Origin of the sequence: Prolixibacter sp. NT017 (assembly GCF_009617875.1) — a bacterium.
In the GTDB taxonomy this organism is placed as follows: domain Bacteria; phylum Bacteroidota; class Bacteroidia; order Bacteroidales; family Prolixibacteraceae; genus Prolixibacter.
The window spans coordinates 289,375-302,326 of sequence record NZ_BLAV01000001.1; the positions used below are offsets into that span (position 1 = coordinate 289,375).

General features: G+C 44.7%; 14 protein-coding genes. 6 read left to right on the forward strand and 8 right to left on the reverse strand.

The genetic code is table 11. The annotated features are described in order from the left end of the window. Positions 1-45: 45 nt before the first annotated feature. The gene (locus tag GJU87_RS01160) at positions 46-792 is read right to left on the reverse strand and encodes an NUDIX hydrolase (RefSeq protein WP_153637838.1); all 747 of its coding nucleotides are present in this window, start codon (positions 790-792) and stop codon (positions 46-48) included. 216 nt (positions 793-1,008) lie between these two features. Here GJU87_RS01160 and ychF point away from each other — a divergent pair, with 216 nt between their 5' ends. Together ychF and GJU87_RS01170 are read left to right on the forward strand one after the other, a co-directional pair. Then, entirely contained in the window at positions 1,009-2,109 is a 1,101-nt protein-coding gene (gene ychF / locus GJU87_RS01165; RefSeq protein ID WP_153641307.1) for a redox-regulated ATPase YchF, read from the forward strand. 226 nt (positions 2,110-2,335) lie between these two features. After that, on the forward strand, positions 2,336-2,662 hold the full coding sequence (locus GJU87_RS01170) for a hypothetical protein (protein ID WP_153637839.1): 327 nt from the start codon (positions 2,336-2,338) through the stop codon (positions 2,660-2,662). A gap of 130 nt (positions 2,663-2,792) precedes the next feature. Here GJU87_RS01170 and GJU87_RS01175 read toward each other — a convergent pair whose 3' ends face one another. Further along, positions 2,793-3,482, reverse strand: coding sequence for an NUDIX domain-containing protein (locus tag GJU87_RS01175; protein WP_153637840.1), 690 nt, complete (start codon positions 3,480-3,482; stop codon positions 2,793-2,795). 148 nt (positions 3,483-3,630) lie between these two features. On the opposite strand from GJU87_RS01175, the gene GJU87_RS01180 reads away from it, so the two are divergent. The 4 genes from GJU87_RS01180 to trxB all read left to right on the forward strand — a co-directional run bounded on the left by GJU87_RS01180 (position 3,631) and on the right by trxB (position 7,289). Next, on the forward strand, positions 3,631-4,803 hold the full coding sequence (locus tag GJU87_RS01180) for a DUF362 domain-containing protein (protein ID WP_153637841.1): 1,173 nt from the start codon (positions 3,631-3,633) through the stop codon (positions 4,801-4,803). Beyond that, complete coding sequence (locus GJU87_RS01185; protein ID WP_153637842.1) at positions 4,803-5,600, forward strand: DUF6599 family protein; 798 nt, start codon at positions 4,803-4,805, stop codon at positions 5,598-5,600. The genes GJU87_RS01180 and GJU87_RS01185 overlap by 1 nt, the downstream gene beginning before the upstream one ends. A 286-nt stretch (positions 5,601-5,886) precedes the next feature. Further along, positions 5,887-6,237 (forward strand): thioredoxin family protein, encoded by a 351-nt coding sequence (locus tag GJU87_RS01190; protein ID WP_106542415.1) that lies wholly within the window; start codon positions 5,887-5,889, stop codon positions 6,235-6,237. Between the two features lie 92 nt (positions 6,238-6,329). Continuing rightward, positions 6,330-7,289, forward strand: a complete 960-nt coding sequence (trxB, locus tag GJU87_RS01195) for a thioredoxin-disulfide reductase (RefSeq protein WP_153637843.1) — start codon at positions 6,330-6,332, stop codon at positions 7,287-7,289. A 74-nt stretch (positions 7,290-7,363) separates the two neighbouring features. On the opposite strand, the gene pgl is transcribed toward trxB, so the two are convergent. The 6 genes from pgl to GJU87_RS01225 form a co-directional block, all read right to left on the reverse strand. After that, positions 7,364-8,089: a 6-phosphogluconolactonase gene (gene pgl / locus GJU87_RS01200; RefSeq protein WP_153637844.1), complete on the reverse strand. Its 726-nt coding sequence runs from the start codon at positions 8,087-8,089 to the stop codon at positions 7,364-7,366. 15 nt (positions 8,090-8,104) lie between these two features. Next, positions 8,105-9,616, reverse strand: coding sequence for a glucose-6-phosphate dehydrogenase (zwf, locus tag GJU87_RS01205; protein WP_153637845.1), 1,512 nt, complete (start codon positions 9,614-9,616; stop codon positions 8,105-8,107). Positions 9,617-9,819: 203 nt separating this feature from the next. Then, on the reverse strand, positions 9,820-10,461 hold the full coding sequence (locus GJU87_RS01210; RefSeq protein WP_106542411.1) for a 4'-phosphopantetheinyl transferase superfamily protein: 642 nt from the start codon (positions 10,459-10,461) through the stop codon (positions 9,820-9,822). Further along, a complete protein-coding gene (gldD, locus tag GJU87_RS01215) occupies positions 10,461-11,063 on the reverse strand; it encodes a gliding motility lipoprotein GldD (protein ID WP_228491794.1) in 603 nt (200 codons plus the stop codon). The genes GJU87_RS01210 and gldD overlap by 1 nt, the downstream gene beginning before the upstream one ends. Before the next feature lies 1 nt (position 11,064). Continuing rightward, positions 11,065-12,411 carry a gliding motility-associated protein GldE gene (gene gldE / locus GJU87_RS01220; RefSeq protein ID WP_153637846.1) on the reverse strand — a complete coding sequence of 449 codons (1,347 nt, stop codon included), beginning with the start codon at positions 12,409-12,411 and terminating at the stop codon, positions 11,065-11,067. 18 nt (positions 12,412-12,429) lie between these two features. Further along, positions 12,430-12,876 (reverse strand): single-stranded DNA-binding protein, encoded by a 447-nt coding sequence (locus GJU87_RS01225; RefSeq protein ID WP_153637847.1) that lies wholly within the window; start codon positions 12,874-12,876, stop codon positions 12,430-12,432. Between the last annotated feature and the right edge of the window lie 76 nt (positions 12,877-12,952).

The window sequence follows — 12,952 nt, forward strand, 5'->3', positions numbered from 1 at the left end:
AATCAAAAATAAGACTGAGAATAAAGATAAAGGTTTAAACGCTGGCTATACCCTGAATGAGAAACTTTGTTCTGCCAGCATTTCGTATACCTTTTTATCGAACCTGAAAAGCCTGGCTGCGCGGTGTGCTACGCCGGTTTGCATCTTCCCGGTATCGACCACGAGATGCATTTTCTGTATTTTCTTGCGGAAATTCCTGGTATCGAGTTCGATTCCCAGAACCGTTTCGTACAGTTGTTGCAATTGCGTGAGTGTGAACATCTCGGGAAGAAGATGAAAGCCAACCGGCCTGATTTGTACCTCTTCGCGCAGGCGCTTGAGCGCTTTTTCAATCATGGCATTGTGGTCGAAAATCAGTTCCGGAACCTCATCAATATCATACCATTCCAGCGATTTCAGCAAGCTGGAACCGCGAATGCTGTAATGTTCGGGATTGATCAGGGCATAATAAACAACCGAAACAACCCGGAGAAAGGAGACACGCTCCGTTTCGCCAAAGGCGCCCAGCTGCTTTAAATAAATATCTTTTATCCCTGTCGCTGTTTCCAGAATATCCCGGGCAAAATCGTTGATGGAACGATCAACCGGAACGTGGCCGCCTGGCAAACCGATGGGTTTTTCGTACGGAAACTTTCCGTCAGGCTCAGTTTCTGCATAGGGTGCAAAACTATCGGGACTTTTATTCGGCGAATCAAGTTGTTCCTTGTCGTATTCCAGCAACAGCACTTTCAGTTTCTTCTCATGGAAGCCAAAGATCACGCAGTCAATCGAGAGCGAAGGGATGATGTTCATATTCTCACTTTTCTACAAAAGTAGAAATCCTGATTAAAATCCCACGAATTTCCTTTTAAATGATGTTGTCAAATAGGTTTATGCCTGTTATTCAGGAAAACAGAACGAAAAACTGGCCCAATGAAATAGTCGCTGAACCAGTGAAGAATGATCAGTTTCTTCTCGCAGAAAATAGTAACTTTGCCCACCGAAAATTTTAAACGTAAGGAGAATAAGATGGCATTGCAATGTGGAATCGTTGGCCTGCCCAACGTCGGAAAATCAACCTTGTTTAACTGTTTGTCGAATGCACGGGCGCAATCGGCCAATTTTCCCTTCTGTACCATTGAACCCAACGTGGGCGTAATTACTGTTCCCGATAGGCGGTTGATTGAGCTGGAGAAGATTGACAAACCGAAACGGGTTGTTCCTACTACCGTTGAAATTGTTGACATCGCTGGTTTGGTGAAGGGCGCGAGCAAGGGTGAAGGATTGGGTAACCAGTTTCTGGCCAACATTCGCGAGGTGGATGCCATTATTCACGTTTTGCGCTGTTTCGAAAACGAAAATATTACGCATGTCGACGGAACAATTGACCCGGTTCGCGATAAGGAGGTAATTGACACCGAGCTTCAGCTGAAGGATTTGGAAACCGTGGAGAACCGGATTGCCCGTTTGCAGAAGCAGGCGCGCGTTGGTATGGACAAAGCAGCGATGAAGGCTTTGGCTGTAGCCGAGAAGCTGAAGGCTGCCCTGGAATCTGGAACGTCGGTGCGCGCGGTTGACCTGACCGAGGATGAGAAAGAGTTGATACACGATTTCTTCCTTCTTACGGATAAACCGGTGTTGTATGTTTGCAATGTCGATGAAGCATCAGCAGCTTCAGGCAACGCTTTCACCGAAAAGGTAAAAGAAAATATTGCTGGTGAAAATGCTGAAATGCTGATTATCGCTGCGGCTACCGAAGCCGATATTGCAGAGCTCGAGACTTACGAAGAGAAACAACTTTTCCTGGAAGATTTGGGACTGGATGAACCGGGTGTGAACAAACTGATTCATTCGGCATACCAGTTGTTGAATCTGGAAACCTACTTCACGACCGGTGCGGACGAATCGAGAGCCTGGACCTTTAAGAAAGGAACCAAAGCTCCGGGTGCAGCCGGCATTATTCACACCGATTTCGAAAAAGGATTTATCCGTGCCGAGGTAATTAAGTACGACGATTACGTGACTCTAGGATCGGAAGCCGCTTGCCGTGACGCAGGAAAGATTTCGGTCGAAGGGAAGGAGTATGTTGTACAGGACGGAGATATCATGCATTTCCGCTTTAACGTTTAGCATTCAAGTCAATCATTATAGAAAAGAGCCGGGTACATTTGTATCCGGCTTTCTTATTTGGTTGCATTCTATATAAGCCGGACGATTCAGTTTTACTGACCTTCTTTCTTTACAACGAGAAAGATATGTTTAATAACCTACTGTTCAGGAGCATTTTTGCTTCAATTATTCCCACTAATGTATTAAATTACTGATATGTGGAATTAATCTATCAGGAGGTGCCAACATGAGTACAGTAACATTCAATTTCAGTGTAACGCTGGATGAAAATGAATTCATCAAAGTTGAAGATCATCTTTTTACTACGCGTGAATCGCTCAAACGGGAAGAGCCTAAAGTTGATCTGATTAATCCTCGTTGCCTGTCTATTTTGAAGGAATTCGAAGGCCGGCTGACGATGGCTGTCGTTCAGGAGTGGCTTTTGCTCTCCAGGGCGCTTGATCAAACTTGCAGTTATCACAGTAAATGGGATGATCACAAATTGCTCGAAGAGTTGATTTCCGGTAGAGAACATCCGGTTTCCTGGTATATTGAGAACTGCCAGGAAGTCTAAACTTTACCGCAACCGCAATGAGGAAAAGATTTCTGAGGTAGGATTTAGTGTGTTAAATTAATCCCGTATCCTGGATGAAAATGAGCGGGGCACGTTGAAAGATGCGTGCCCCGCTTAGTTTTTATGGTAGTTATACCGCAAAGCTGAATCCTTCGCCAATTAACCGATCATATTTTTCTTTGTCGAACTGATACAAAAAGGCACCTTTACGGGAACTGCTTTTGTCTTTTTCCTCCAGTTTCTGAAGGAGGTCCATCGACAATATTTTCTTCCGGAAGTTCCGTTTGTCCAGTTCGATGCCTAAAATAGCTTCGTATAATTTTTGGAGTTGCGGAATGGTAAATTTGTCAGGCAGAAGCTCGAAACCGATAGGCTGCGTTTTGCATCTCCGGCGTAATCGCGCCAGCGCATGGTTGACCATTTCCCGGTGATCGAAAACAAGCTCGGGAATTTCGTCTATTTTAAACCACTGCGCATTGTATTTTTCTAACTGTTCCGAATCTTGGTGGTCGGTTTTCATCAACGCGTAGTATGCCATCGAAATGACGCGTCCTTCTGAATCTCGTTTTGGTTTGCTGTAAAGACGAAGCTGTTCCAGATACAAATCGCTCAGCCCGGTCAGTTGATGCAAAACCCGGTCGGCAGCCTGTTCCATATCTTCATCTTCTTTCAGGAAACCGCCCATCAGCGACCATTGTCCTTTGCAGGGCTTAAATCCTCGTTTGATGAGCAGTAGCTTCAATCCTTCTTCGTCGAATCCGAAGATAATAACGTCGAGGGCTAATAAGAAAGGTGTTTGTTGGGAATAATATTCCACCATCGTTAAATAAATTTCACGTGTCAGACGAACACTTTTGTTGATACCACAAGTTTATCCTTATTTTCTGAAATATGAAAAGATAAATTTCTGGTTTATGAATGTAACATTTTGGTATCCATTCATACTAACATGAAAACCCATTTGACTTATGAAACAGAAATCGTCCTTTTCACGTCGAAGCTTCTTCAGGCTGCTGTCAGCCGGAGGTGCCGGCTCGGTTTTGATGGCTGGGATGCCGAAAAGTGTCATGGCTTCCGCCGAAAGCGAAAAACCGGAAACCAACATTAACAAAGCGTTGGAATATTCGCGCAATAAAAATTCCATGCCGGGGGAGTATCCGGCCCGGGTTGTAAAAGTGGTTCATCCGAACAGTGTGGTCGATAATCAGCTAGTTGAATCGGAAGCATATCGGATGATTGCAGACGGGCTCCTCAAACTGACAGGAGAAAAGAAACTGCACAAAGCCTGGCGGAAATTTGTGAAACCGGGAGAGAAGATTGGTTTGAAAGTGAATCCCGTTGCCGGAAAACTACTAACGACAAGTCATGCGGTTGTAAAGGCAGTAGTGAAGCAATTGGAGGAATCGGGAATCTCGCGGTCGGACATTGTCATTTGGGACCGGAGAGAAATGCAGTTGCACGAAACCGGTTTTACGGAAGAGAATTACCCGGGAATTACTATTCGCGGAACGGAGCAACAAGACAAAGACGGGGGATTTTTCGACAAGGGCGGTATCCTTTACGGAGAAAAGAATATTGACAAAGACTGGTACTACTGGGCTGATGTCAACGGTGAGTACGATGAGTACACGTTGCCTTACATGGTGAATGGAGGAAAGGAATCGTACTTCACTAAGATTATTACCCAGGAGGTGGATAAAATCATCAATATCCCGATTTTGAAAAATGCCGGAACGACGGTTACCTGTTGTATGAAAAATTTGGCTTTTGGTAGTATCAGCAATACGGGGAGATTGCATAAGCAGCTTTGGTCGGAGACAACAGCGCAGGTTTGTGCCTTTCCGCCTTTGCGCGATAAAGTGGTGCTGAATATTGTGGATGGTTTAAAAGGTTGCTTCGATGGTGGCCCCGCTGCCAACCCGCAGTTTCTGACCAACTACAAAACGATTCTGCTTGGTAGCGACCCCGTGGCTGTTGATCGCATTGCCTACGACGTGGTTTTGAAGAAAAGAATGGAAGAAGGCGTTCAGAAAAAAGAATCTCCTAACGGAACAAAGTTCATGGAACTGGCTTCCGGTTACGGTTTGGGCGAAGCGAATCCATCGAAAATAACATTGGAAAACATCGAAATAAAAGCATAATGTTTAAGAGTATTTATTACCTGGTTTTCTTTCTGTTTGTCATGATATCACAGGCGATTGCTGCCGATAAGGTGGCGTTGAATGATGATGAATTTCCTGGTTTGAAAGTAACCGAAACGAAAACATACGACGGTGGTTCCCTTTGGGGATACATGGATGGCGGTGCCGATCTTTACCTCGAATATGGCTTTCAGAAACTCACTTCTCAAACGGTGACATGCAACGATGTCACTTTTCAGGTTGACATTTTTGAGATGAATAATCCACTGTCGGCTTTTGGCATCTATTCAGTCAGCCGTTTTCGCTGCAAGGTGGGAAGTGACACGCTGGTTTCGAACGACTGCCTGAATGCTTACCAATATCAAATCGTGTCGGGCAAGTATTACGTCAATATTGTCAACCAGTCCGGAAGTTCCAAAGCTATTGGGACAGCATTGCAGATTGGTCGGTTATTTGAGCAAAAGCTGAAAGGGCAGCCCGAAGTTGAGTTCCCGTCGAAAATAAAGGAAAATCTCAGTATTGATAACCGGGTGAAACTGAAATTGATGATGGGTCGGCTTGGCGTACAAAACGGCTATTCATCCTGGGCTGACTTTTTATCGGGTTGGGAGCATTATCAACTTTGGATGTTGCCGGTTCATGACAAAACATTGTTGGTTCTGACATGGAATTCCGGCGGTATACCACCCAAATTTAAGGCATTGATTGAAGCAGACAATGAATCCGGCTTGCCGGGAAGTGCTGCAAATAAGGATTATATACTAGCGGGAGACCAGCTGATTGTTTGGGGAAATTAAGATTTTCGTTATTATATAATTGGTTTTTGATTTGAAAGGCCACCCTCTTATGGGTGGCTTTTTTATTTTTCAATAGAAAAGTTTGCTATTGGCAACGAAAGTGACGATTTGACAGTCTTTTGTTGTGTCAGGACAATGTGGCGATCGGGGTCGAACCTTTTTAATTTGTTTGTAGTGAGCTTTTTGTGTTTTGTGTTTGTCTTTTAGGAAGTGATTTGGTATGCCATTTGATATCTAGGTATCAATATATTTAAAAATATTGTTTACTCATTAATTAGTTGAAATCATGTTACAAACCAACTTGAAGCACATTATGACCGCCGATGAGCATCAGAAGTTCATCGAGGAGAATGATAATGTAATGATTTGCTGTGGTCGTATGGGCCCCATGTGTGTTCCGGTTTACGGAATTATGGAAGAGCTGGAAGATGACTATACTCACGTAACTTTTGCTGATATGGAATTTGATAATCCTGAATCAGCTGTCATTCGTAATGCTCCCGAATGCCGCGGTTTTATGGGACTTCCGTTCACTGTATATTACAAAAACGGTAAACTCGTAAAAGCTACCAGCAGCATTCAGTCCATGGATCAGGTTACTGCTATTCTTAACGAACAGTTTGGCGAGCCGAAATAAAATTGACAAAGCTGGCCTGCTGTCAGAGTAGATTTGCAGCAGGTTCAGCTTTCTTCCGGTTCAACCGGGAAACACTTTAAGATTGGAATCAGATGAAAGACGATACCATTTATGATGTTATTATTCTGGGGGCAGGAGCTGCCGGTTTAGCTGCCGGAATTTATACATCGCGGGCTAAACTCAGTACACTTATTCTTAATGAGGGTACGCCAGGCGGGCAGTTGGTGCTGACGCACGAAATTGCCAATTATCCCGGAGTTGAATCCACCAGCGGATATCAACTGGGAAATATAATGAAGAAGCAGGCCAAGTCGTTTGGCTGCAAAATAAAATCGAACCTGCACATAACCGCAGTCGATCTGAAGAGCGAAACCAAAACCGTTGAAGTCAACGGAAAAGATACATACGCTGCCCATACAGTTATTCTGGCACCGGGCGGTCGTCCACGCATGTTGAATGTTCCGGGTGAGGGAGAATTCAAGGGGAGAGGTATTTCCTACTGTGCCACCTGCGATGGCGATTTCTTTCAGGACAAGGAAATTATTGTAGTTGGTGGTGGTAATTCAGCACTGGAAGAAGCTGTTTCACTGACGAAATACGCATCGAAAGTGACCATCGTTCACCAGTTCGATCATTTCCAGGGATTTGAACACGCCATCCGCGATGCCCGTGAGAACGAAAAAATTGAGTTCGAGATGGAATCCATGATTCAGGAATTCATCGGAAACGAAAACCTGGAAGCTGCCAGGGTGAAGAATATGCGGACAGGTGAGGAGAAGATTGTCAATGTGGAAGGAACGTTTATTTTCATCGGTTACGTTCCGAATACAGCCTTCTTTAAAGATGTGGTTGAGCTGAATGAATACGGCGAACTGTTGACAGATGACCGTATGAAAACTAATATTCCCGGAGTGTATGGTGCCGGTGATAGTGTTAAAAAGCCTTACCGCCAAGTGACAACAGCTGTCGCCGACGGAACGATAGCAGCTCTCTCAGCTGCAGAATACGTCAACGAAATAAAGCGAAAGCAGAAAGATTTATCGGAAGCATAATAAGCTCGAAAAAAAATAAACCCGTATACTTTTATTGGACAAGATTGTCCCAATAGTATACGGGTAATTTTTTATTATTTCTCCAGTTTTCCGGCTGCCGCCTGATCGACGAACCAATATAGTTCCCCTGCCGGATGAATGTGGTATGCAGGCAGCAGGCGCCCCTTGTCCGAATCGGAAAATATCTCCTGCAACCTATCTGCTTTATTTTCTCCTGTTACCAGAAAGGCAGTTTTCTCAGCACTGTTCAGCACTTTTCCTGTTAAGGTGATTCTTTTTTGTCCCGAAGAAGGATGTGTCGCCACTTCGCAAACATCGAGCGAATGAAGCAATTCCATTTGATTCGGGAAGATGGAAGCCGTGTGTCCGTCGTCACCCATTCCTAAGATAATCAAATTGAAAGCCGGCCAGGTTTCCTTTTCAGGAACCAGCGATTCAATTTCGTCGCCGTAGCGGACTGACTCGGTTGGTGGATCTTCTTCTCCCCGTATCCGGTGAATATTTCCTTCCGGAATATTGATTTGAGAAAGCAGTAATTCGTTGGTCATTTTGTAGTTGCTTTCGTCGTCGTCAGCCGGAACCATCCGCTCATCACCCCACCAAAAATGCACTTTACTCCATTCAATGACATTTTTATAGTTGTTAGCCAAATGCTTGAATAACAGTTTGGGTGTGCTTCCGCCCGAAAGGGCAATGTGAAAAAACGGACTTCTACTTTCTTTAATCCACTGAGCCAGGTTTTTGGCAAAAGCTTCGGTTACGCTGGCTGCATCGTTGTATATTTTTAATTCAGGTTCCATTGCTCCTGTCTGATTTTACAATTCGCAATAAGTTCCGTCGTCGGAAAGATTTTTACATGGATACCGCCAGGTATCTTCGCCTTCAATCAGGTCGTCGGCTTCCTGCGGTCCCCACGAACCGGCCGGATATCCATAAATCGGAAGTGACGGATTTTCTTCCCAGGCATTGAGAATGGGCTGAACGAATCTCCACGCTGCTTCTACTGCATCGCCGCGCAGATAAAGTGTTTGGTCGCCCATCATGCAATCGAGTAAAAGACGCTCGTAAGCGGTTGGCAATTCTACATCCGATAAATCGCTGTAGTGGAAATCCATATTCACCGGCTGAACCCGGAAGCCGGCTCCCGGTTCCTTCAATCCGAACTTGAGCAGAATGCCTTCATCGGGCTGTATGCGAATGATCAACTGGTTGGTGACATGGGCAGTCATTCCGTCCTCCTGGAAAAGGTGATGTGGTGTAGGACGGAATTTAATGACGACTTCGGTTACACGCGTTGGTAATTTTTTCCCGGTACGGAGATAAAAAGGAACGCCGGCCCAGCGCCAGTTGTCAATGTAAAATTTCATTGCCAGGAAGGTCTCTGTCCGCGATTCAGGATCGACTCCTTTCTCGCCCCGGTAGCCTTTGACCGGCTCATTCTTGATACGCGACTCCATGTACTGGCCGCGAATCACATTTGAGCGAATTTCTTCAGGCTCGAGTGGTCTGAGTGACTGGAAAACTTTCAGCGTTTCGTTACGAATGGCATCTGCTTCAGCCACCACGGGAGGTTCCATTCCGACCATTCCGACCAATTGCAGGAGGTGATTCTGAACCATGTCGCGCATGGCACCGGATTGGTCGTAGTAACCGCCCCTTCCTTCCACTCCCAGACTTTCAGCGGAAGAAATTTCCACGCGCTCTATGAAGTTCCGATTCCAAATCGGCTCGAAAATTCCGTTGGAGAAGCGGGCCACTAACATGTTCTGGACGGTTTCTTTACCCAAATAGTGGTCAATACGGTAAATCTGCTTTTCATCGAAGTAGTTGAGCAGTTCCTTGTTCAGCTTTTGTGCTGTTTCCAGATTATTCCCGAAAGGTTTTTCCACAATCAACCGGGTATAACCATCTTCCTGTTGATTTAAACCAACCGATGCCAGATTGGCCGGGATTACTCCGTATAACTTAGGCGGAGTGGAGAGGTAGAAAATATAATTGCCGGGAATATCCAGCTTTTTTTTCAGCTCTTCCAACCGGTCCTTCAGTTTACCGTACTCATCGGCATCAGCGGTTCCCAGTGGTTGATAATAGAGTTTTTCGAGGAACTCATCGCATTTGCACTGGTCATCGTCCTTCGGCAGGAAATCGGTAACGCTTTCGCGGAATTCCTCATCGGTCATTTCAGTACGACTGGCGCCCAGAATGGCAAACTTTTCCGGCAATCTTTTACCGTTATGCAACTTGCATATAGCCGGGATCAGTTTTCTTTTGGTTAAATCGCCTGATGCACCGAATATGACTAGAATATGTGATTCGGGTGTATTCATTGTTTATATCTTTTTTTGCAGATGCTAAATTTACTCACCTATATAAAACAGATCCCCCTCCATTTGTTTAGTTGGGAAGGATAAGCTTCTGTTAAAAGTCGTAAATCACAGTTCTTAATCAGGACGTTGGGATAGCGCAAATCTGCTGAAAGCATTTTGCATCAGCGAATTCATTTTGGGTGTTTCATTCATCTATTCCCGGATTATTCGTAGAGTCCCCAAACCATCAGGTTGTCTTCAACAAAGCGGTAGTTCAGGTCGATGTGATCGGTGCCGAACAAGCCTTTGAACAGTCCGGTAAACGAACCGTTTGAGCCGGTCATTTCGAAAGCGGGAATCTGGATTTGCGTTGAGAATTCAACGCCCTGATGAGGAATCATCTTGAAGATGGCCTCTTTCGCACACCAGTGCATAAATAACTTGATGTTTGAATAGCCGTCATTGGTCAGGCAATTTTGCAGCTCTTCGGCTGAAAGAAAGCGGGGAGCTACTCTGTCAATGGAGCGCGAAACATTCTCGATGTCGAGACCAGGTTGCATCTCTTCGTGCAACAGCACAGCAGCGTATTCTGACGAATGGGAAATGCTGATATGGTAAGGGGTATCTTCCAATACGGGTTTACCGTCGGTCAGATGACGGATTTCAAATGGCTCGTCGAGCATTTGCTGAAGAAGAGCCCGGGTTGCCAGCCATTCACGTTGCCTGCGCAGGTTGGTGAAGGATTTGAATTCCTGTTCTTCTGCAGGAGTCAACGTGACAATTTGCCTTAATTCCTCCGGCGTTTCGGTTATTTCCCAGAGGCCAAGTAAGGCATCATCGATATTTTCGTTCGTAAAAAGAGGCATTATTTAACGTCTTTCCATTTGGTTGATTCGACCAGTTGAACAACATCCTGTTCCAGGAAGTTAATGACAGGTTGTAAGCTGTCCACATTAGGAATTTCGCGTATATACAGTGCTCCGCGAATGAAGTGACGTGTGCTGTCAGTTAGGTAGAATTGCATGGGCGAGGCTACGTTTCCCTTGATATTGTAAAGCGTTCCGTAGACTTTATTCGCCCGGTTGATGTAAATTTTTTCGTCGATAGCACTGGCTTTTTGTGCATGCTTGTAGGCCAGCATTCTCGATTCTTCGGTGTATTTTGCCAGATTACCGTGTACGGCTTTATAGCTGATGTGAATGGAAGCTTTATTGGACGGAACATCGATGTTAATCCAATACGGCTTTGCCTGGTAATCCGAGTCTCTTGAAATACTGGAATAATCCGGAATTTTAAAGGTGTAAGGCAAGTTCTCATTCATCTGATGATAAGCCTTTTTCGGAAATGCAATACGAAAATAACCTATTGGTTTCGGTGTGTATTCGTGTTTACATGAAATCATGCTCATCATCATAATCACCAAAATAATGATGATTGGTAAATGCATCCTGTGAATTCGTCTTCCCATATCAGATATTTTCTCCCTTCTCATTTTCACGCGCGATGAATACCCGTATGCTCTTAATGCGGCGCGCATCTGATTCTTCAATCTGAAACAGAAAATCGTCGCATTCAATTTTTTCGTTTTTAGCCGGTATTTCTCCCTGAAGTTCGAGTATCAATCCGGCAAGCGTATCTGCATCACCTTTTTGTCCGTCGAAAATCGTTTCCGGAACATCAAATACTTTGTAGAAATCATTGAGCATCGTTTTTCCATCGAAAAGATACTCATTCTCACCAATCCGCGTATAGTATTCCTCGTCTTCGTCAAACTCGTCGGCAATATCACCTACAATTTCTTCCAGTACATCTTCAAGTGTCACCAGTCCCGACGTGCCTCCATATTCGTCTACGACAATGGCCATGTGAACTTTGTTCTTCTGGAATTCTTCCAGCAGCTCATCAATTTTTTTCGACTCCGGGACATAAAATGGCGGGCGCAAAAGCGACTGCCAGCGGAACGTATTGCCCTTGTTGAGGTGAGCCAGCAAATCTTTGATGTATAAGATACCCCGGATATTGTCGAATGTTTCGGAATAGACCGGAATCCGGCTGTAGCCCGAATCGTTTATGACTTTCAGTACCTCGGTGTAGTCGTCGCGAATGTCGAGCGTGATTAAATCGACGCGGGAACGCATGATATCGGTCACGCTCTTGTTCCCAAACTTAACGATCCCTTCCAGAATTTCCTTGTCTTCGGTAAACTCCATTTCGTCTGTAAGTTCAAGAGCTTTCGAAATTTCGTCAATTGAAAGGTATTTCCGGTGTTTGGTTGCTCGTTTGTTAACGAAGGCTGTGGTGGTAATCAGGATATGATTCAGTGGCCGGGTCACCTTTTCCAGTCCGTTTAGCATGGGAGCCATCCGCACAGCAAACGAACGGGGATATTGCGTTGCATATACCTTCGGAATAATCTCACCAAAGAGAAGCAGCAAAAAGGTGATGACAACGGCTTGGAAAATAAATCCCAGCGTGGGAGCTGCGGAAAAATCTATCAGCAAATTGGTGATGTGTGCCGATAAAATGACGATTCCGATGTTGACAAAATTATTCCCTACCAGGATAGTGGCCAGCAATTGCTCAGGAATAGTGAGCAGACGGAGAACAAGAGCGTTGGAACGGCTCTTGTTCTCTTCAAGCTCATGTTTATCTTTGGGACCCAGAGAGAAAAAAGCCACTTCGGATCCTGAGATCAATGCAGAAATGATTAGTAATAAAAGCAACACCAGGAGCCCAATCAGTGTCTCGATCGTAAATGGATAAAAGTGAATGCCTTCCCAATGGGCCCCCGACGGAGGAACTACGTCTGTTTCCAAACTATAAATATTTTAGTATCAAAATGGTAAATCGTCTTCTTCAGTTTCTCCCGGAGAATTGTCGAAGGAGCCATTGTTTCCGTTTGGCTCATTCACGGTAGCCGAAGAGCGATCAGGTGCTGAGTCATTCTGGAAATCATCTTTCCGACCCAGCATTTGCAAAGTATCGGCAAAAATCTCCGTCATGTACTTTTTCGTTCCGTCCTGCTCATATGAGCGCGTCCGAATCTTTCCTTCAATGTACAGCTGTTTTCCTTTCTGTACATATTTTTCGCATACCTCGGCAAGGCCTCGCCATGCTACAACGTTATGCCACTCTGTGTTTGTTATTCTCTCACCATTCTTGTTGGTGTAGGTTTCAGAGGTGGCTAATGGAAAATTGGCAACGGATACGTTGTTGTCCAGGTGCCTGATTTCGGGATCTTTCCCGACGTTTCCGACTAAGATAACTTTGTTGATAGACATATTTAAAGCAATTTTAATGAATAAAATTAAATTTACGAAAACCGATTTTCTTTTCAAAAAAACGATTCTCTGCCTC

Excerpts from the sequence above, each read along its gene's own strand:
- GJU87_RS01160 (WP_153637838.1), bottom strand. The coding sequence starts at position 792 with ATGAACATCATCCCTTCGCTCTCGATTGACTGCGTGATCTTTGGCTTC.
- ychF (WP_153641307.1), top strand. The coding sequence starts at position 1,009 with ATGGCATTGCAATGTGGAATCGTTGGCCTGCCCAACGTCGGAAAATCA.
- GJU87_RS01170 (WP_153637839.1), top strand. The coding sequence starts at position 2,336 with ATGAGTACAGTAACATTCAATTTCAGTGTAACGCTGGATGAAAATGAA.
- GJU87_RS01175 (WP_153637840.1), bottom strand. The coding sequence starts at position 3,482 with ATGGTGGAATATTATTCCCAACAAACACCTTTCTTATTAGCCCTCGAC.
- GJU87_RS01180 (WP_153637841.1), top strand. The coding sequence starts at position 3,631 with ATGAAACAGAAATCGTCCTTTTCACGTCGAAGCTTCTTCAGGCTGCTG.
- GJU87_RS01185 (WP_153637842.1), top strand. The coding sequence starts at position 4,803 with ATGTTTAAGAGTATTTATTACCTGGTTTTCTTTCTGTTTGTCATGATA.
- GJU87_RS01190 (WP_106542415.1), top strand. The coding sequence starts at position 5,887 with ATGTTACAAACCAACTTGAAGCACATTATGACCGCCGATGAGCATCAG.
- trxB (WP_153637843.1), top strand. The coding sequence starts at position 6,330 with ATGAAAGACGATACCATTTATGATGTTATTATTCTGGGGGCAGGAGCT.
- pgl (WP_153637844.1), bottom strand. The coding sequence starts at position 8,089 with ATGGAACCTGAATTAAAAATATACAACGATGCAGCCAGCGTAACCGAA.
- zwf (WP_153637845.1), bottom strand. The coding sequence starts at position 9,616 with ATGAATACACCCGAATCACATATTCTAGTCATATTCGGTGCATCAGGC.
- GJU87_RS01210 (WP_106542411.1), bottom strand. The coding sequence starts at position 10,461 with ATGCCTCTTTTTACGAACGAAAATATCGATGATGCCTTACTTGGCCTC.
- gldD (WP_228491794.1), bottom strand. The coding sequence starts at position 11,063 with ATGGGAAGACGAATTCACAGGATGCATTTACCAATCATCATTATTTTG.
- GJU87_RS01225 (WP_153637847.1), bottom strand. The coding sequence starts at position 12,876 with ATGTCTATCAACAAAGTTATCTTAGTCGGAAACGTCGGGAAAGATCCC.